At 52.2% G+C, this 19,198-nt stretch carries 15 protein-coding genes and 1 pseudogene; 5 read left to right on the top strand and 11 right to left on the bottom strand.

Annotated features, from left to right (window positions below; all coding sequences use genetic code 11):
• The first annotated feature begins 363 nt into the window (after nucleotides 1–363).
• Nucleotides 364–2,664, top strand: coding sequence for a TonB-dependent siderophore receptor (locus R9X49_RS16010; protein ID WP_319849330.1), 2,301 nt, complete (start codon nucleotides 364–366; stop codon nucleotides 2,662–2,664).
• 105 nt (nucleotides 2,665–2,769) lie between these two features.
• Here R9X49_RS16010 and R9X49_RS16005 read toward each other — a convergent pair whose 3' ends face one another.
• Nucleotides 2,770–3,081 (bottom strand): metalloregulator ArsR/SmtB family transcription factor, encoded by a 312-nt coding sequence (locus R9X49_RS16005; protein ID WP_319849329.1) that lies wholly within the window; start codon nucleotides 3,079–3,081, stop codon nucleotides 2,770–2,772.
• A 257-nt stretch (nucleotides 3,082–3,338) separates the two neighbouring features.
• On the opposite strand from R9X49_RS16005, the gene R9X49_RS16000 reads away from it, so the two are divergent.
• Entirely contained in the window at nucleotides 3,339–4,739 is a 1,401-nt protein-coding gene (locus tag R9X49_RS16000) for an RtcB family protein (protein WP_319849328.1), read from the top strand.
• A 160-nt stretch (nucleotides 4,740–4,899) separates the two neighbouring features.
• Here the strand turns inward: R9X49_RS16000 and R9X49_RS15995 are convergent, their stop codons facing one another.
• The gene (locus R9X49_RS15995; protein WP_319849327.1) at nucleotides 4,900–5,406 is read right to left on the bottom strand and encodes a DUF3060 domain-containing protein; all 507 of its coding nucleotides are present in this window, start codon (nucleotides 5,404–5,406) and stop codon (nucleotides 4,900–4,902) included.
• A 445-nt stretch (nucleotides 5,407–5,851) separates the two neighbouring features.
• On the opposite strand from R9X49_RS15995, the gene acnB reads away from it, so the two are divergent.
• Nucleotides 5,852–8,449 (top strand): bifunctional aconitate hydratase 2/2-methylisocitrate dehydratase, encoded by a 2,598-nt coding sequence (gene acnB, locus R9X49_RS15990; RefSeq protein ID WP_319849326.1) that lies wholly within the window; start codon nucleotides 5,852–5,854, stop codon nucleotides 8,447–8,449.
• A gap of 219 nt (nucleotides 8,450–8,668) precedes the next feature.
• A complete protein-coding gene (yacL, locus tag R9X49_RS15985) occupies nucleotides 8,669–9,028 on the top strand; it encodes a protein YacL (protein WP_319849325.1) in 360 nt (119 codons plus the stop codon).
• A gap of 100 nt (nucleotides 9,029–9,128) precedes the next feature.
• Here yacL and fsa read toward each other — a convergent pair whose 3' ends face one another.
• The 4 genes from fsa to R9X49_RS15965 are packed head-to-tail and all read right to left on the bottom strand — an operon-like array spanning nucleotide 9,129 to nucleotide 11,876.
• Nucleotides 9,129–9,794 (bottom strand): fructose-6-phosphate aldolase, encoded by a 666-nt coding sequence (fsa, locus tag R9X49_RS15980; protein ID WP_319849324.1) that lies wholly within the window; start codon nucleotides 9,792–9,794, stop codon nucleotides 9,129–9,131.
• Nucleotides 9,795–9,847: 53 nt separating this feature from the next.
• Nucleotides 9,848–11,107: a PTS ascorbate transporter subunit IIC gene (locus tag R9X49_RS15975; protein WP_225085752.1), complete on the bottom strand. Its 1,260-nt coding sequence runs from the start codon at nucleotides 11,105–11,107 to the stop codon at nucleotides 9,848–9,850.
• A gap of 14 nt (nucleotides 11,108–11,121) precedes the next feature.
• Nucleotides 11,122–11,409: a PTS sugar transporter subunit IIB gene (locus tag R9X49_RS15970; protein ID WP_010286822.1), complete on the bottom strand. Its 288-nt coding sequence runs from the start codon at nucleotides 11,407–11,409 to the stop codon at nucleotides 11,122–11,124.
• Between the two features lie 23 nt (nucleotides 11,410–11,432).
• The gene (locus R9X49_RS15965; RefSeq protein ID WP_319849323.1) at nucleotides 11,433–11,876 is read right to left on the bottom strand and encodes a PTS sugar transporter subunit IIA; all 444 of its coding nucleotides are present in this window, start codon (nucleotides 11,874–11,876) and stop codon (nucleotides 11,433–11,435) included.
• Nucleotides 11,877–12,097: 221 nt separating this feature from the next.
• On the opposite strand from R9X49_RS15965, the gene R9X49_RS15960 reads away from it, so the two are divergent.
• Nucleotides 12,098–13,288, top strand: a complete 1,191-nt coding sequence (locus tag R9X49_RS15960; RefSeq protein ID WP_319849322.1) for a LacI family DNA-binding transcriptional regulator — start codon at nucleotides 12,098–12,100, stop codon at nucleotides 13,286–13,288.
• Between the two features lie 158 nt (nucleotides 13,289–13,446).
• On the opposite strand, the gene R9X49_RS15955 is transcribed toward R9X49_RS15960, so the two are convergent.
• From R9X49_RS15955 to R9X49_RS15935, 5 genes and pseudogenes are all read right to left on the bottom strand, one after another.
• On the bottom strand, nucleotides 13,447–13,773 hold the full coding sequence (locus tag R9X49_RS15955) for a multidrug efflux SMR transporter (RefSeq protein ID WP_319849321.1): 327 nt from the start codon (nucleotides 13,771–13,773) through the stop codon (nucleotides 13,447–13,449).
• A gap of 17 nt (nucleotides 13,774–13,790) precedes the next feature.
• On the bottom strand, nucleotides 13,791–14,207 hold the full coding sequence (locus R9X49_RS15950) for a multidrug efflux SMR transporter (RefSeq protein ID WP_319849320.1): 417 nt from the start codon (nucleotides 14,205–14,207) through the stop codon (nucleotides 13,791–13,793).
• A 46-nt stretch (nucleotides 14,208–14,253) separates the two neighbouring features.
• A complete protein-coding gene (gene cutD, locus R9X49_RS15945; RefSeq protein ID WP_319849319.1) occupies nucleotides 14,254–15,204 on the bottom strand; it encodes a choline TMA-lyase-activating enzyme in 951 nt (316 codons plus the stop codon).
• 89 nt (nucleotides 15,205–15,293) lie between these two features.
• A pseudogene (cutC, locus tag R9X49_RS15940) lies at nucleotides 15,294–17,669 on the bottom strand (choline trimethylamine-lyase); the annotation flags it as partial.
• 702 nt (nucleotides 17,670–18,371) lie between these two features.
• On the bottom strand, nucleotides 18,372–19,061 hold the full coding sequence (locus R9X49_RS15935; protein ID WP_319849318.1) for an SDR family oxidoreductase: 690 nt from the start codon (nucleotides 19,059–19,061) through the stop codon (nucleotides 18,372–18,374).
• Nucleotides 19,062–19,198 lie beyond the last annotated feature (137 nt).

Genomic DNA, 19,198 nt, shown 5'->3' with positions numbered 1-19,198 from the left:
CATTTTGCTGCTAGAGCAAACCCCGTCCTGAATGACAAATGTAACAATGACCGCGCCAAAATGGTAATGCAAATACTTCTCAATAGCATTTTTCGTTGGGGACGTCACATTGCACGATAAATGCATTTTCCATTTCCGGCAATGCGGAGAAAAGGGCTGATTGATTACACACAGTATTCCATAACAACACGCCGTGATGCCCGCTGGCATGACGCTCTCTCCCGATAACCGCCACGTCTGCGCGTTTTATCTCCGCCATTATTCAGCGTTTTTGCTGATTGTCGTTAGGTGTCGCTGTACCGGCTGCGATGTTGCTCCTTTTTCAGGCTACTTATTCATTTCTTACAGGGCAGGATAATTTTGATGAAACTACCACAATCGCGTCGTTATCTGGCGACGCTCATTGGCGTTAGCTGCGGGATGACATCGTTTCTGAGCGCTGCGCAGACCTCGACCACTCCTTCTACAGAACCCGCTCCTCAGGTGCAGAATCAGGCTGAAAGTAAGGCATCGGGCGATACGATGGTGGTGACGGCTGCAGAGCAAACCCGCCAGGCGCCGGGCGTGTCGGTGATTACGGCTGAGGATATCAGCAAACGTCCGCCCGCTAACGATCTGTCGGATCTGATTCGCACCATGCCGGGCGTCAATCTGTCCGGTAACTCAACCAGCGGCCAGCGCGGTAACAATCGCCAGATCGATATCCGCGGTATGGGACCGGAAAACACGCTGATTCTGGTGGATGGCAAGCCGGTATCGAGCCGTACTGCCGTGCGTTACGGCTGGCGCGGTGAGCGTGATACTCGCGGTGATACCAACTGGGTGCCTGCCGATATGGTGGAGCGCATTGAGGTGCTGCGTGGCCCGGCGGCGGCGCGCTATGGTAACGGTGCAGCGGGCGGCGTAGTCAATATCATCACTAAACAGCCGAGTCAGGAATGGCACGGTACCTGGAACACCTACCTGAACGCTCCGGAGCATAGCTCGGAAGGTGCAACCAAGCGTACCGATTTCAGTCTGATGGGCGGCCTGACCGACAGTCTGAGCTTCCGTCTGTTTGGTAATCTGAACAAAACCCAGGCTGATGCGCGCGATATTAACCAGGGACATCAGTCCGCACGTGCGGGCAATCAGTCAGCTTCACTGCCTTCCGGGCGCGAAGGGGTGCGTAATAAAGACATCAACGGCCTGTTGCGTTGGGATATGACCAAGCGGCAGTCGCTGGAATTCGAAGCGGGTTCCAGCCGTCAGGGCAATATCTATGCGGGCGATTCGCAAAATACCAACACCAACCCGCTCGTTGTTAGCAATTACGGCAAGGAAACCAACCGCATGTACCGCCAGAATTTTGCGGTTACGCATCGCGGCTACTGGGACAGCGGCGTCAGTTCTACGTCGTATCTGCAATACGAACGTACGCACAACACCCGTATCCTTGAGGGGCTGTCCGGCGGTTTAGAAGGGATTTTTGATACGACGAGCCCGAACCAATATGGCACGATAAAGCTGGATAATTTCACTGCGCATAACGAAGTGAATGTTCCGCTGAATCTGTGGGTCGATCAGGTGTTAACGTTCGGGGTTGAGTGGAACGAGCAGAAGATGACGGATCCGGTGTCGAACACGCAGACGACGACCGAAGCCGGGAGTGTGGGTTCGTTGAGCAGCAGTGGTCGCAGTGAGAAATCCGCCGCTCGTCTGGCTTCCGCCTTCGTGGAAGATAACGTCCAATTGACGGACAGCACCATGCTGACGCCAGCGCTGCGTGTTGATCATCACAGCACGGCAGGCACCAACTGGAGCCCGTCGCTCAACCTGTCGCAGGAATTAGGTGACGACTATACGCTGAAGCTGGGTATCGCCCGCGCTTACAAAGCGCCGAACCTGTACCAGACCAACGAGAATTACCTCCTTTATAGCCGTGGACAGGGCTGTGCTGGCGGTACGTCCTGCTACCTGATCGGTAATGAAGACCTGAAAGCGGAAACCAGCCTGAATAAAGAGATTGGTTTGGAGTTTCATCGCGATGGGTTGATCGCGGGCATCACCTACTTCCATAACGATTACCGTAACAAAATTGAAGCAGGCAACAATGTTATCGGTAAAGCGGTGGGCGGGACGAATAAGGATTATGCCAACGCCAATATTTTCCAGTGGGGCAATGTACCGAAAGCGGTTATTCAGGGGCTGGAAGGTAACCTGACCGTTCCTGTTACGGAAAGCATCAACTGGCGTAACAACCTGACCTGGATGCTGGAGTCTAAGAATAAAACCACGGGCGATTACCTGTCGATTACGCCGGAGTTTACCCTGAATTCATCCGTGGACTGGCAGGCGACAGAGAATCTCTCCTTCCTGGCCGATGTGACCTGGTATGGTCGCCAGAAACCGAAGAAGTATAACTACAAAGGTGAGCGTGTAACGGGTAGCGCAACCAATGAGTTAAGCCCTTATGCGCTGTTCGGGTTAAGCAGTACCTATACGTTTAACAAGAACCTGAGCGTGACGGGCGGTGTAGAGAACCTGTTTGATAAACGTCTGTTCCGTGCGGGCAATGCGCAGGATGTGGTGAACAATAATGTGGTTACCATCGCGGGTGCAGGTGCAGCAACCTATAACGAACCGGGACGGACTTTCTTTGTGAGTGTGAAGACGTCGTTCTAAGTTCTATACCCCTTATACTTAATCGCGAACGCCACGGTGCCATTGTACCGTGGCGTTTTTTATGGCGTGCCATCCTGGTCGTCACCCTGCGGGCCGTTGCAGGTATCAGGGACAGAAAATGGTTTTTAAGGTGGCGACGAGGGTTTCTACATTCTGATTTTCGATGCGGTAGTACAGCGTTTGTGATTCGCGTCGATAACTAATCAATCCTTCTTCACGCATTTTCGCCAGATGCTGCGAGAGGGCGGACTGGCTGAGCGGGATATGTTCAAGCAACGCCCCAACCGACATTTCACTGTGTTCGATAAGCAGGCAAAGCACCAACAGCCTGTTTTCGTTGCCAATCGCACGTAGCAGCGCCGCGGCTTTTGCCGCACCGTCCTGCATGAATTCCCGATCCGAATTGCTCAACGTCATGTTCATACCGTCCTGCGTGGCTAACTAATTTAGTGATGACTAATGTATTGAGTTTACCATACCCTCGGCCTTGAGCACGGATAATGACGGTGCTCAACAACGCTGCGGACGGTGCCGCCACGTTATGCCGTGACGGTTTACAATCGCGACGTTCCTCCCTAGAATAGCCCGACATCCTTTCCTGAATCTGCTGCTGCAGGAAAAACAACCTTCTCCTCGAAACGGGAGGAGGATTTTTTGTTTTTCTAGGTAGCACCATGTCTACATTTACTCGCTTACAAAAACGTTTATCCCGTTTGGGGATAGACACCGATTACCAACATTCTATTTATCATCTTCGCAGGCAGCATGCAGAAGCGCAGGTTCTGTTGCCGGACACCTTGCTGCTGGAAGAAAAGGCGGTTCAGCAACTGCTGGATTTCGCCTCGGTACACCTACCGGGCAGCGATGCACGCGTCTGTGCCGCTCGCGCGACGCCGGATTTCCACCCCGGTACGCTTGCGCCCGTCGGCAGCATTGTCGCCACCACGGAGAACTTTGTTATCCCTGCGGCGATTGGGACGGATATCAACTGCGGTATGCGCTTGCTGACCACGGGCGTGCATCATACGGATGCTGACGCGCATAAACCGGCGCTGATTCAGGCGCTGAAAAATACGCTACTGTTGGATCAGCGCGATGTTCCCGTGACACCGGATTCATTTTCCGCGCTCTTTGATGAGGGGCTTGCGGCGTGGCTGACGGCACTGCCTCAGCAGGGGCTCTGGCAGGAAGTGGATTTCCGACGTTTATCGGCGGAACTCAGCGCTATCGCCGGAACCGATGCGGTTCGTGCCGCTAGCCGACATGCGCCGGAACCGTTTTTTGCACCGCGCGAGATTCTTCGCCCTTCCAGTCTGGGTACGGTCGGGTCGGGTAACCATTTCGTTGAGCTGCAAATTGTTGATGCCGTTTTGGACCGGCATGCGGCGTATCAGGCTGGCGTACAGGAAGGCGAAGTCGTGGTTATGATTCATACCGGTTCACGGGACGTGGGCTTTTATGTCGGCCAGCGTGGGATCGATAAAGCACGAGCTAACTGGCCAACTGGGGAGAAATACCCGGTGTCCGGCCTGTTTGGTCTGGTTGATGAGCAGGCGACGGACTATATGGAAGCCATGGGCGTCGCCGCCCGCTATGCGTGGATCAACCGGATTGTGCTGACTGAACTGATTCGCTCTTCCTGGAAGCAGGTGTTTACGCGAGATACCAGCAAGCTGGTGGTCGATCTGTCGCATAACATTATCCTGCCGGAACACGGGATGAACCTGCATCGCAAAGGCGCGACCCCCGCCAAAGCCGGAGAATTCGCGCTGATTCCCGGTTCGATGGGAGACTACTCTTATCTCGTCACGGGGAAGGGGAATCCCGATTGGCTGTGGTCGTGTTCACACGGTGCGGGACGTGCCGAGCGTCGGCAAAGTATGCGTAATAAGGTTGATACGGCGAAGTCGGCAGATGCGTTGCCCTGGCAATGTATCACGCTGAAGGATGAGCGCCTGCGGGAAGAGGCGCCGGCGGCTTATAAGCCGGTTACGCCTGTGATTGATATTCAGACGCAGTCAGGGCTGATTCAGCCTGTTGCACGGCTGCGCCCGTGGCTGACGTTTAAGGCCTGATGTGACCCGCTCTGGCGGGAATTGATTCGATAGTCTTTGTACTAAAATAGTCTTTGTACTAAAAATGACGACCCAATCGGCGAGTTGTCGATTGGGTCGTGAGTTCTTCGTTGCCGGAATCCGTTCGTCAGGTATCTGTCATAGGAATAAACGCAGCAAATTATGGTTTTTGCTTGATGACGTTATTAGCACCGCTAGAAGAGAGTTTCGGTTCTGTTCCTCCCCATGAGAGGCGGTTGCTGATGCCATTGAAGGAAACAACGGCGGGGCCTTTAAAATCCAGATTGAGATGATGTTCCGTACCCGTTACATTCACCTTTGCTGGTTTATCCTCGGCAAGGATGTGCGTGCGGATGGTGTTTTTATACGCGGCGACGGTCAGGTCACCCGTCGATTGACCTGTGGCGGCAATCTCTGAACCGGTCACGGTAAGCGATGTTGCGGTATCGAACGTGATGTTGTGCTCAGAGCCTGCGACGGAAATATTGGCACATTTGCCCGTCAGTACGATCTTGTTGCCGTTGCCTGAAATATTGACATCATTGCCATTACAAGGAATATCGCGCGTTAAACCGATGCCCTCCAGCTCGATAGGGGCGGCATAGACGGATGCGCTGAACGCGAAAGCAGAGACGAAAACCACTGGCAGATACCGTGTTATCTTCATGGCGTTTTTTCCTGTTATCAAAGAGGTCATCCGGCATCGTTGCCGTAAAGGCACCTATCATCTGTTAACACTTTTCCCGACTCTATTGCGAACATTCTGATTATCGCTACGCCATCAAACGATGATTAATCACGCTATGTTGTTAAAAACCTACCTATTATGTGGTTAACTCAGCATAGTTAGTGTGCGCCGTCAGGGACATGCTATTCTGCTGGTGTCGGTATTTTTCAGCGATAGTGAAATTGGGCACATAGCATAGTTGAATAAAAATTAATGTTGCTATTATGTGAACGAATTAACAATCAATTCAAATCCTGATATGCTGACGAGGCTGGACCGGACACTCTACTACCTTACATCCACACGCTGGCACCCAGGCATGGACACCACAAGCGGGAACAAGAGCGCCGGGCATAATGAAGACAATGAGAGCGAGGAGAACGTCGTGCTAGAAGAATATCGTAAGCACGTAGCCGACCGGGCTGCGCAGGGGATTGTTCCTAAACCGTTAGATGCCACGCAGATGGCCGCGCTGGTTGAGTCACTCAAGAATCCCCCGGCGGGCGAAGAAGAAGTATTGCTTGACCTGCTGATTAACCGTGTTCCCCCCGGCGTTGATGAAGCGGCCTATGTGAAGGCCGGTTTTCTGGCTGCCGTCGCCAAAGGCGAAGCGACTTCCCCATTGGTTACTCAGGAAAAAGCGGTTGAGCTGCTGGGTACCATGCAAGGGGGTTATAACATCCATCCGCTGATTGATGCGTTAGACAATGACAAGCTGGCACCGATTGCCGCCGAAGCGCTGTCCCACACGCTGCTGATGTTTGATAACTTCTACGATGTGGAAGAAAAGGCGAAAGCGGGCAATGCGCACGCCAAGAAAGTGATTCAATCCTGGGCTGATGCCGAGTGGTTCCTGTCCCGCCCGAAACTGGCGGAAAAAATTACCGTTACCGTTTTTAAAGTCACCGGTGAAACCAACACGGATGACTTGTCTCCGGCACCTGATGCCTGGTCACGTCCTGACATCCCTCTGCACGCGCTGGCGATGCTGAAAAACGCCCGTGAAGGAATCGATCCCGATCAGCCTGGCACCGTGGGCCCGATCAAACAGATCGAAGAACTGAACAAGAAAGGCTTCCCGCTGGCTTACGTCGGCGACGTTGTCGGTACCGGTTCGTCGCGTAAATCGGCAACCAACTCCGTGCTGTGGTTCATGGGTGAAGATATTCCTTACGTTCCGAACAAACGCGGCGGTGGTGTGGTGCTGGGCGGTAAGATCGCTCCGATCTTCTTCAACACGATGGAAGATGCCGGTGCGTTGCCGATCGAAGTCGATGTGAACGATCTGAATATGGGTGATGTGATTGACATTTACCCGTATGAAGGCGAAGTACGCCGCCACGACACCAATGAAGTTCTGGCGACGTTTGCGCTGAAGACCGACGTATTGCTGGATGAAGTACGCGCTGGTGGCCGTATTCCACTGATTATCGGCCGCGGGCTGACGTCCAAAGCGCGTGAGTCACTGGGCTTGCCGCACAGTGATGTGTTCCGTATTTCCAAAGCGGTTGAAGCCAGCAAAAAAGGCTTCTCGCTGGCGCAGAAAATGGTGGGACGTGCCTGTGGCGTCGCGGGTATTCGCCCTGACGAATACTGCGAACCGAAGATGACCTCTGTCGGTTCACAGGATACCACTGGGCCGATGACCCGTGATGAGCTGAAAGATCTGGCCTGTCTGGGCTTCTCCGCCGATCTGGTGATGCAGTCATTCTGTCACACCGCGGCCTATCCGAAGCCGGTTGACGTGACCACGCACCACACGCTGCCTGATTTCATCATGAACCGTGGCGGCGTATCGCTGCGTCCGGGCGATGGGGTTATCCATTCCTGGCTGAACCGTATGCTGTTGCCGGATACCGTCGGTACGGGCGGTGATTCCCATACGCGTTTCCCAATCGGTATCTCTTTCCCGGCGGGCTCCGGTCTGGTGGCGTTTGCTGCCGCGACGGGCGTGATGCCGCTGGATATGCCGGAATCCGTTCTGGTGCGCTTCAAAGGCAAAATGCAGCCGGGCATTACTCTGCGCGATCTGGTTCACGCCATCCCGCTGTATGCCATCAAGCAAGGCCTGCTGACCGTTGAGAAGAAAGGTAAGAAGAACATCTTCTCTGGCCGTATTCTGGAAATCGAAGGTCTGCCGGATCTGAAAGTCGAGCAGGCGTTTGAATTGACCGACGCCTCGGCGGAACGTTCTGCGGCTGGCTGTACGATCAAGCTGGATAAAGAACCGATCATCGAGTATCTGAACTCCAACATCGTACTGCTGAAGTGGATGATCTCCGAAGGCTACGGCGATCGCCGTACGCTGGAGCGTCGTATTCAGGGCATGGAAAAATGGCTGGCCGATCCACAACTGCTGGAAGCGGATGCCGATGCCGAGTACGCGGCGGTGATCGACATCGATCTGGCCGACATCAAAGAGCCGATCCTGTGTGCGCCGAACGATCCAGACGATGCGCGCTGGCTGTCTGACGTGCAGGGCGAGAAGATTGATGAAGTCTTTATCGGTTCCTGTATGACCAACATCGGTCACTTCCGTGCGGCAGGTAAACTGCTGGATAGCCACAAAGGCCAGTTGCCGACCCGCCTGTGGGTTGCGCCACCGACCAAGATGGATGCGGCACAGTTGACCGAAGAAGGCTACTACAGCGTGTTTGGTAAGAGCGGAGCACGTATTGAGATCCCAGGCTGCTCGCTGTGTATGGGTAACCAGGCGCGCGTAGCGGATGGTGCGACGGTCGTTTCTACCTCGACGCGTAACTTCCCGAACCGTTTGGGAACTGGTGCCAACGTGTATCTGGCGTCTGCTGAGCTGGCGGCGGTTGCTTCTCTGCTGGGTCGCCTGCCGACGTCAGAAGAGTACCAGACCTACATGTCGCAGGTGGATAAAACCGCGCAGGACACCTATCGCTATCTGAATTTTGACCAGTTAGGTCAATATACCGAGAAAGCCGATGGCGTGATCTTCCAGACGACTGTCTAACTCGCTATAGTTCGCATCTCTACACCGAAGGAGGCCTTGAGCCTCCTTTTTTTCTGCCCGTTTTATACGCATCATACTTCATGTTGCCTGTGCCTGTGCCTGTGCCTGTGCCTTGGCGGTTGGCAACGGGCGCAGCATGAAAGGTGAAGGTGCATCACGACGATAGGGTGGAGAGGCGACTAAACTGAATAGAAGAAACATAACAGTGAGGATGGCATCATGGACTATGAATTTTTGCGGGATGTGACGGGTCAGGTCATCGTTCGTATGTCGATGGGACATGAAGCGATCGGGCACTGGTTCAATGAAGAAGTGAAAGGCCAACTGACGATATTGACTGATGTTGAAGAGGCGGCGCGTTCTGTTGCTGGCAGCGAACGGCAGTGGCGGCGCGTGGGTCATGAATACACGCTGTCGCTGGATGAAGAAGAAGTGATGGTGCAGGCAAATCAGCTGTCTTTCACCACGGATGAGCTGGAAGAAGGCATGAGTTATTACGACGAAGAGAGCCTGTCTTTATGCGGTCTGGATGATTTTCTGACGCTGGTGGAAAAATACCGCGAGTTCATCCTGCATTGATGCTTTTTGGCAAAACGACCGCATTTGGCAATGCGATCGTTTTGAGAACACAGTTATGTTGGACACACCACCCGACGGGCGAGTGGTGTTTTTCTATCAGTTAGCCAAGATCGGCATGGCCGAAACGCGTCTGCCAGTCATGATCGAACCGGTTAAGCGCATCTTCAACCGCGGGATCTTGCAGGAACAACTCGGCAACGGCAGGGTCAACCGTAATCGCCCGACACCCGGCCAGCAGGCAGTCCAGCACCTGACGTGGCGTCCTAAAGCTGGCTGCCAGCACCTGAGTTTGCGGGCTGTGTAGATTAATCAGTGTTTGCAGCTCTTTTACGAGCGCAATCCCGTCTCCACCCTGTGCATCAATACGGTTGACGTAAGGCGCGATATAGCGAGCCCCCGCCAGCGCGGCATAAAACCCTTGTCCCGCGCCGTAGACGGCGGTGCCGAGAGTAGGAATATCCAGCGCCGTCAATTGCTTAATGGCACGTAAGCCTGCATGCGTCACCGGCACTTTGACGACCAGAGAAGGAATCACATCTCTGAGCTTCAATGCTTCTTCCACCATCACATCAGGATCGCGTGCCATCACCTGAGCAAACAGCTGGCCTTCTGCGCCGATAATGGCCTGCATGTCCCGTAGCACGGTATAAATATCGGATTTTCCACGTGCGACAATACTTGGGTTGGTCGTCACGCCTTTAATCGGCAACACGCCAGCAAGCCGTTCTACTGCGGCCACATCAGCCGTATCTAAATAGAATTCCATCATTTCCCCCGTTAATGAAAACCAGTGTTGCGGATGAGATTCATCGTACGGTCTTAGCGCACGATAATGCCCAGCAGAATTCCCACCGCGCCGAAATCGGAATCACTGAACGTGGTGTTTGCCAGTCCGATACTGCCCAATACTGGCAGCAGGAAAACAGGCAGGAAGGTAATCAGCAGTCCATTGGCGAAAGAGCCTAAAATCGCGCCGCGACGCCCGCCGGTAGCGTTACCGAAAACGCCGGCCGCTGCGCCGACGAAGAAGTGCGGCACCACGCCAGGAATGATCACCGTCATACCCAACAGGTAGAGCAGCACCATACCGACCACTCCAGCTGCAAAGCTGCTCAGGAAGCCGACCAGCACGGCATTTGGCGCATAGGGGAAGACGACAGGGCAATCCAATGCTGGTTTAGCATTGGGAACCAGTTTGTCAGAAATGCCTTTAAACGCAGGCACGATTTCCGCAATCACCATACGCACGCCTTGCAGCACGATGTACACGCCAGCGGCAAAGGTAATGGATTGAATCAGCGAAAACATGAACCAGTTTTTCCCACCGGCGTTCATCGTTTTCACTGCTTCCGGGCCGGCAAACAAGCAGGTAAACATGAAGATGAAGAACATGGTAAAGGCGATGGCGACCGGCGTATCACGCAGGAACAGCAGGCTCTTCGGTACTTCCATGTCTTCCGTTGATTTCTCTTTATTGCCAAACTTGCTGCCAATAAATGCTGACAGCAGCTGTGATATCGCAGAGAAGTGACCAAAGGCGACGTCATCCGAACCCGTTACTTTCTTCATATACGGGTGAATAATGGCGGGGAACAGTACCATCGATACCCCAACGACCAGCGAGCCAACGGTAATCAGCAGCACACCTTTCATGCCCGCTGTCGCCAGAATCACGGCAACCATCATTGACATAAACAGCGTATGGTGGCCGGTCAGGAAAATGTATTTCCACGGCGTAAAGCGGGCGATCGCGATATTAATAACCATCGCAAAGAACATGATCATTGCCATCTCGGTGCCGAAGTTCTTCTGTGCGACGGCGACAATGGCTTCATTGTTAGGCACCACACCGGCGATACCAAATGCATGGTGGAAAATCTCGGCGAAATCGCCCAGAGAGGACACAATCAGGCTGGCACCTGCTCCGAGAATCAGGAAACCCATCACGGTTTTCACCGTGCCTTTGATGCACTCCGTAGCCGGTTTTTTCTGTGCAATCAGGCCGATAAGTGCAATCAAACCGACCAATATTGAGGGTTCAGATAGCACATCGCTCATTAAAAAACGGAAGAATTCCATTTTTGATCCTCCGCTTATAAGGCGCCAAGTTCTGTCAGGGCGACCGACAGGCGCTCTTTCATCGCCACTTTGTCGATCATGTTATTCAGGGAAACGATCTTTCCCCCTACCGCCTGCGCGACGAGCTGATCGGCAATATCCTTTGTACCGACAAAAATGTCGCTGTCCGTACCTTTCGCCGAGCCTAAATCCACGTGATCCACGTCAGCAACCACGCCGAGTTCTTTCACGATGTTTTTAATGCTCATTTCCATCATCAGGCTGGTACCCAGACCGTTACCGCATACGACTGTAATTTTCATAATGTGTGTCCCTCTGGTGGCAATTAATAACGAGAAATAACGGAAAGCACCTGTTCGATATCCGTCGCACGGAGTAACGCGGCGACGTCATCAGGTGTGTCGAACAACTGAGCGAGCTGTGAAATAATATCGATGTGGCTATTGCTGTCCGTGGCGGCCAGAACAATCAACAAATGCACGGGGTCGTTACCGTCAGAATGGAAAACCACGCCGTCACGAATCAGCGTCAGGCTGACAGCGAGTTGATTCACACCGTCTTCCGGACGGGCATGCGGCATGGCAATGCCGGGGCCGACGACATAATAAGGGCCGATGGCCTCATGAGAGCGATAGATCGCCTCAAGATAGGTAGGTTCAATCGAGCCGTTATCCAGTAAAGGCTTACAGGACAAAGCGATAGCGTGACGCCAATCATCACAGGTAGGTAAAATCTGAACAACGTCTGGTGTTAGTAAAGTGTTAAGCATTGGAGTCACCCCTGTATCATTCTGAACGCAGAATAGTGTGCTGATTGCGAAAATAATGTGATTAACATCTAAAAAGATAGCGCTAACTGATATGCATATCATTAACTGTGACCCACTTAGCACAAGTGGGGCCATTATTTGTTCCCCGCCACCGACGCAGGCACACTGTGGATGATCGCGGACGCGTGATGAGAAAAATGACGAATGGAGAGGAAGTGAGCATGCGTAAGCGTCGTAGTACCGGTAAGGTTACGCTACAGGATGTCGCCGACTACGCGGGTGTCGGGACGATGACGGTATCACGTGTGATGCGCAAACCCGATCTGGTCTCTGAGAAGTTACGCAGCAAAGTGGAACTGGCCGCCAGAACATTGGGCTATGAACCCAATCAAGAAGCCAGCCAGCTTACCGAGAGTACGAGTCGCGTCACGCTACAGGACATTGCGAACCATGCGGGTGTTGGCGCGATGACGGTGTCCCGCGCGTTGAGGGAACCGGGATTGGTCTCCGATGCCACGCAGAAGAAAATCAATGATGCGATAAAAACGCTGGGCTATGTACCGAACCAGGCCGCAGGCGCGCTGGCATCAGCCTATCAGCCCGCTATTGCGGTGCTTTATCCTTTTCAGCAAGATCGCGCCAGCGTGCGTTTTGTGCAGTCGCTGCAACAGGCAGTGGGCAAGCATAACGTTTCGTTAATCATGGGCTGCCATGAATATCGCCAGCATACCGAAGCGGGAATGGTGGAAAAACTCTTGCAGCAGCGGCCAGCGGCGCTGGTGTTATTCAGCGCGCAACTCTCACAACGTACTCAGGACATCATACAGGCCAGCAACGTCATTACGGTGAATGTGTCCGGTGCTGCCGCGCTGAGTGCAAACATCAATATTGATATCGCCCTTGCCGAAGCGGCGGAACAGCTGACGATGTCTTTGCTGGAAAAGGGGTATCGTCACGTGGCCTATATCGGCGCGCATACGGATAACCGTTTGCAAAAACAGCAACTGAATGGCTGGAATAAAGCCATGCTGGCGCATTATCACAATGCGGATTTGAAAATTACGATTCCAGAAGCACCTAGCCTGCAATTTGGCCGCTATGCGATGACGGAACTGCTACAAAACCAGCCGGAACTGGATGCGATTATCTGTAGCCATGAAGAAATTGCGCTGGGCGCACTCTTTGAATGCCAGCGCCGCCTGATGAAAGTTCCTTACGATCTGGCGATTGCCTGTCTGGACGGTTCTGAACAATGCGAACACGCGTTCCCCGCGCTGACCGCGATGCGGCTTGATTATGAAAAGCTGGGCGCGGAGGTCGGGCGTCTGGTGCTCGCCATGATGGATAACGACGATCACCCGCCCGTACTGGAACAGGTGAAGTTTATCTTTGAACCCCGTGCCAGCAGCTAGCAGGGGAGAAAAAGTATCATGACCAGACTAATAGATTAGGGCGAGGCGTAACCGGGGAACTTATATGCCCCGGTTGTTAAATCCGCACAGAATAAGGTGATGACTGTAATTTTGTATTATCGGATTGCAATCAAAGATAATGCTATCAGGTATGTTAGTTACATGCTCGAATACAGGTTCATGATAATTCCCCCGCTGATAATTAACGCCATAGAGAAGACGGCAGGGAGATCGGGTTTTTGTTTATAAAGCAGCATCGAAATAAACGTCACGCCGACGATGCCAAAACCGCACCATAGGGAGTAGGCAACCCCTACGGGTAAATAGCCCATCGCACGTGTTAACGAGAAATAGCAAAGGCAGTAAGCCAGAATTACGATAATAGAAGGCGAAAGTTTTTTGAATCCATCGGTTTTCTTTATCATCGACGTGCCGGTAATTTCTGAACCAATGGAAAGCGCCAGCCAGAGAAATCCGTTTAACATGATGGCCATCCTTATTTTTAATGAATGATTTTTGTGTCCAATGGTGGAGTTTGATCGCTGTCCGTGAGTATTTCGGGCTGTTCATCAGCGCCCATTTTAGAGAAAAGATTCATGATTACTATGCCAGTGGCAATCACGCTCATACCAATAATGGCAGGAGTATCAGGACGTTGGCCGTAAAAAATAATACTGAGCGTCGAAACCAATAAAATACCCGTGCCGGACCAGGTTGCATAAGCTAACCCCACCGGAAGATGTTTTACGGCTTTTGACAACGAATAATAGCAGACGCAGTACAGCAGAATAATAACCCCCAATAACGCTATTTTTGTTATCCCCTGACTATCATCAAACATTTTTAGCGTAGATGTGGCTGACGTTTCTGACAGGATAACTAATAACATCCAAAGCCATGATTGCTTTCTCAGTGACATATATTGCTCCTGACTTATGTTAAGAATACGCTATCTGATTTTCTCTTTAATGACGAACCAGACGAATATCGAAATCAAATTCGTTAAAGAAAATCTCCAAACGATTTAACTCTTCTTCGTTGTAACTGGGATCCTCTTTTATTGGGTAAATCATGCCCAACCTTTCGTACTTTTTACGGCCTAGCTGGTGGTAGGGAAGCACGTCGATGCGCCGTATACTGCCGCGTTGTGCCAGCGTCTGAACATAGTGAATGGCGTTGGTCACCGCATCGTACGAATCGTTATAGCCGCGAACGAGTGGCATACGAATGACGATATCGGCTCCCAGCCCGACCAGATGTTCCAGATTACGCCGTATGTTTTCATTCCCGATGCCAAATAGCGCCTTGTGCTGCTGGGTATTAATGTGTTTGATATCAAAAAGAAATAAATCCGTTACGGCGGCTAACCTGCTGTAGTGGGATTTCAGGGTTGTGCCCTGCGTTTCGACAGCGGTGTGAATCATCATGCGTTTACAGGCGGTGAGCAGATCGACAGCGAAATCCGTTTGCAGACTCATTTCTCCGCCGCTAAGAGTGACGCCACCGCCAGAGGACATATAAAAAGGATAATCCTGCATGATGATTGCCATCAGCTCCGCAACCGTCATCTCTTTTCCCATGACGTCCAACGCACCTGACGGGCATGCTGTTTCACACTTGCGGCAGCCAATGCAGCCCGCTGTGCGATTGAGATGATGGCGCCATTGGCCCTTGCTGTCCGCCCGCATGCTGTGGACGCCCGTCGGGCAAACGTCCGCACATTTTCCGCAGTCTACGCATTTATCCTGAGAAATCATGATTTGATAGGCGCTACTGATTCCTTCCGGATTCGCGCACCAGGGGCAACGGATATTGCAACCTTTCATAAAGATCAGCGTGCGGACGCCGTCTCCGTCGTAGATCGAATATTTCTGAATATTAAATATTCGTCCTGTGGTTTTCTGCGCAGGTTTCATTGTTATGCCTCCCTCTGTCACCGTCAGCGTCCCTGCTTGACGAGATTCTGCGGATGCTTTTAGGCCCTGTGGTGATCAGAACTTATCGATCAGAACTTATCGATCATGGTGCGGCTAATGATCTCATCCTGAACTTCCTTGCATAACTCAACGAAGTAGGCGCTGTATCCCGCGACACGCACGATCAAATCACGGTATTGCTCCGGCGTTTTTTGGGCTTTTCTCAATACTTCATCGTCAACGTAGCTGAATTGCATCTGCCCATTACCCAGAATGGACGATGTTCTCAGCAGGGAAATCAAGCCGTTGCGGCCTTCTGGCGTATCCAGCATGCCTTTAAGGAATTTGAAGTTATGCACCATGCCGATGTTCATACTTTCCACATTCATTTTGCTGACAGATTTGATGCTCGCTGTTGGCCCTTTTTTGTCAGCCCCTTGCGTTGGGCTGATCCCATCGGAGAGTGGTGCCCATGCCAGTCGGCCATTCGCGCTGGCTGCGGTCAGTTCACCGATTGGGGTGTTGTTCGAGATCGATAATGTGCCGTGGCTAAACGTGGAGTAGAGCATCTTGTACTGACGACACTCCTTTTCCGTCCATTCGGTGATATCCCGCGCGAGCTGATCGACTGCGTTATCATCATTGCCGTATTTCGGCGCATTTAGGCAGTCTCTTCTGAGTTCGTCATAACCTGAAAAATTCGCCAACAGGCCATCGCGTAGCTGTTCCAACGTGTATTGATGGTCTTCATAAACGAGCTTGCGAATGGCTGCTATGGAGTCAACGTAAGTCGCCAACCCGGAGAAAATGAGCCCCGGCCCGTGATTGACGACGGCCCCACCGGCTGCCACATCCCGTCCTTTTTCCATACAGCCTTCGACCAGTAAGGACATCAGCGGTTTGGGTGCCACATCACGATGCACGCGCTGGCTGATCACGGTACCAATCGCGGACAGGCGGATAATGTGCGCAATCTGCGTTTTCACTGCGCGATCAAAATCTTCAAAGGTCTCCAGCGTGCTCAAGTCGCCAGTGTCCAGTCCCTGAACGCGATCGAACAGGATCATACGGCCGCGGTTTAGGACAAACTCAATAGCGATGGGCCACTGGGTGTAGCCCGTGGAGGTCCACTGATAAATGCGGCCCGATTTTTGCGGTTCAACGCACCCCATCAGGCAGTAGTCGCGCGCATCTTCAAAATCGAAGCCTTTGCGCAGCATCATCTTGATATGGGAATCATCGAAGTGACAGGCCGGAAAGCCCATCCCTGATTTAACGACGTCGACAATTTTCTCCAGATACGCCTGAGGGGATTGGTTGTGAATACGGCAGGCCAGTGACGGCTGATACACCTTCACGAAGCGCACCGCATCCATGATCAGGTAAGTCAGGTCGTTACAGGCATCGCCTCCGCTACGCTTCTGCCCGCCGACCGTCAGGTTGATAAACGGCTGATAGCCCGCGAAATATTTCGCACCGCTTTCGCTGGACATCCACATCAGCTCCGCACATTTCAGAATGAACATCTGCATCATTTCTAGTGCCTGCTCACGCGTCAGGCGACCGGACTGCATGTCGGCTTCATACATCGGGTAGCAGTATTGGTCGACACGCCCCAGTGAAATCCCTGTCTGGTTCTCTTCCACTTCAAACAGCGACTCCAGTGTCCAGATGCTTTGCAGCGCTTCCTGCAACGTTTTGGGGGGATGAGCTGGCACGTTCTCGTTGATTTCTGCAATGGTCAGCAGTTCAGCGCGCCGTGAAGCATCCTTCTCCTGTGCCGCCAGTTCGCGTGCGCGGGCCGCGATGCGGCGCGCATAGGCCATGACGCCGTCGCAGGTTTCAATTGCGGCCTTATAAAAATAGATACGATCGATATCCTCCGGTTCTCCCCTATCAAGCTGAGCCAGATTTGCCTGTGCGTCGGCTTTGATGCCTTCCATGCCTTTGGTAAACAACAGCACATCGTAGCCGGGGCAAGTGTCGCCGCCGCCGTTAATCTGATGGTAAGAAAGATCGCTGACGAAGGTTTCTCCGCTGAATGCCCAGACGCCAGCTTCACGGTATTGCGTCTCGCAGATTTCATCCAGCGAGCGGCCTTGCCAAAAGGGGACGATCTCGTCACGGATGGTTTTTTTATCTTCTTCTGAAATTTGAAAAGGATCCTGAGGACGAGTGCTCATGGTGTCCAGTTCGTCACGTACCCAGCGCCAGGCAATATCGGGAGAGAACGCGCCCGCACGCGGTTTGCCGCAGGGATGCCCGACAATGAGTTCCTCATCCTGAATCAGAATCGGTGCTGTTTCGCAGGCTCTGCGAAAGGATTTTGCCCGTAACAGAATAGGCGGCAGGCCAGGATTGTGCTTTGCCACCTCGGTGAAGGCCAGTGCGTGATAAATAGAGATACTGGGGCGTGCTTCTAAATAGCGGGCGCGAAGGCGTTGCATGCGTGGCGTAAGGGTTTCTTGCTCCGCTAGGCTGGGTGATTTTTTTATGCCACCCGGTGTAGTCATTTTTTCATTGTTCAATAGGCTGTTATTAAACGGGAAATGATTTTTTTCTGGTGCTAACGTGTCATTATCCATACGAAAATCTCCTGTTGTTATTTGTCCGATTCAATAAATAGCGATAGGGTGAATTCAATATGTCATATCTGAATGGGGTAATAGGCAGGGAAATGCCGGCCTGAATGTTGTCATGACTATTCATGTTGATGCTGTTTTTTTATTTTTAAGTTATTTGATTTTTGTGAGTTTATTTTTAATTATCAATATTTTAATTTCTTATATCGTTATTCAAGAGGGTAAATTATTATTACTTAGCGAATGTTTTTTATGGTTTCTGTTTTATACGTTAAAGATAGTGTAGGCGCTATTTATATAATGGTGGTGAATAATGGTATTAATAAATTGATTGAGATCAACTCATTCTATTTTATTGGGCAGTGGGGTTTTATTATTCTTCTGTTAATTATTTCGAACGGATGCATTCATAATAAAAGGGAGTGATATATCGCATACATCATACGAGTGACACGGGGACAAGAAGCGGGGAAATAATTCAGGCCAATCTCCGTTTAAGAATATTGGCCTGTAGTTATGAACATCAGTTATGAACATCAGTTATGAACATCAGTTATGAATATCAGTTATGGAAATCATGATGAATTACAGCGAGGCACCGCCGCACATCACCAACTGCTGGCCGGTAATGGCCGCAGCAGACGGGGAAAGCAGGTAACCCACCAGATCGGCCACTTCCTGCGGCTGGATGAAGCGCCCAATCGGCGGCAGCTTCGGCGGAGAACTCTGGCGGCCGGGCATCGTCAGCATCGGCGTTTCTGTGGCACCCGGTGCGACAATATTTACCGTAATGCCGCGCGGAGCCAGTTCTGCCGCCCAACTTCTTGCCATGCCGATCATCGCGGATTTTGTCGTGACGTACTGGCTGCGCCCCGCGGAGCCGCTGGATGTACGGCTGCCCAGCAGCACGATTCTTCCACCTTGCGGCAGCTTATCGACCAGACGGTCGGCGAGCACCTGCGCCGCGTTGATATGCAATCGCCATAGCGTTTCACCATCTTCCAGCGAAAGCTGACCGAGCGGGGCGGCCTTCATGATGCCAGCGGCATGGATGACGGCATCAACCTGCGCAATCTCGTCCAGAATGGCCGTCAGCGCGGGTGTATCCATGATATCCACCGCACGGTGGGTAAAGTGTGGATGTGAATAGTCACCCGGCTTGCGCGACAGGCCGGTTACCCGCCAGCCTTCCGCCAGTAATTTTTGTGCGATGGCGGCACCGATCCCTGAGCTGCTACCGGTAATCAGGGCGTGTTTAGGGGCTGTAGCTGACATGAAATACGTCTCCTTAATATTCAACCGTTCTTATTGCAACAACGTGACGTAATGCTGTTCACTTAAATATGGATTTAGGGGGAAACACGGTGATGAGGTTCCCGCAGGGATACCTCGCACCGTGGTAGCCCCCGGTA

This window comes from Pectobacterium carotovorum (genome assembly GCF_033898505.1).
GTDB classification, from domain to species: domain Bacteria; phylum Pseudomonadota; class Gammaproteobacteria; order Enterobacterales; family Enterobacteriaceae; genus Pectobacterium; species Pectobacterium carotovorum_J.
Note: the sequence above shows the minus strand (reverse complement) of the source record. Positions and strands in the feature narration are given on the sequence as shown.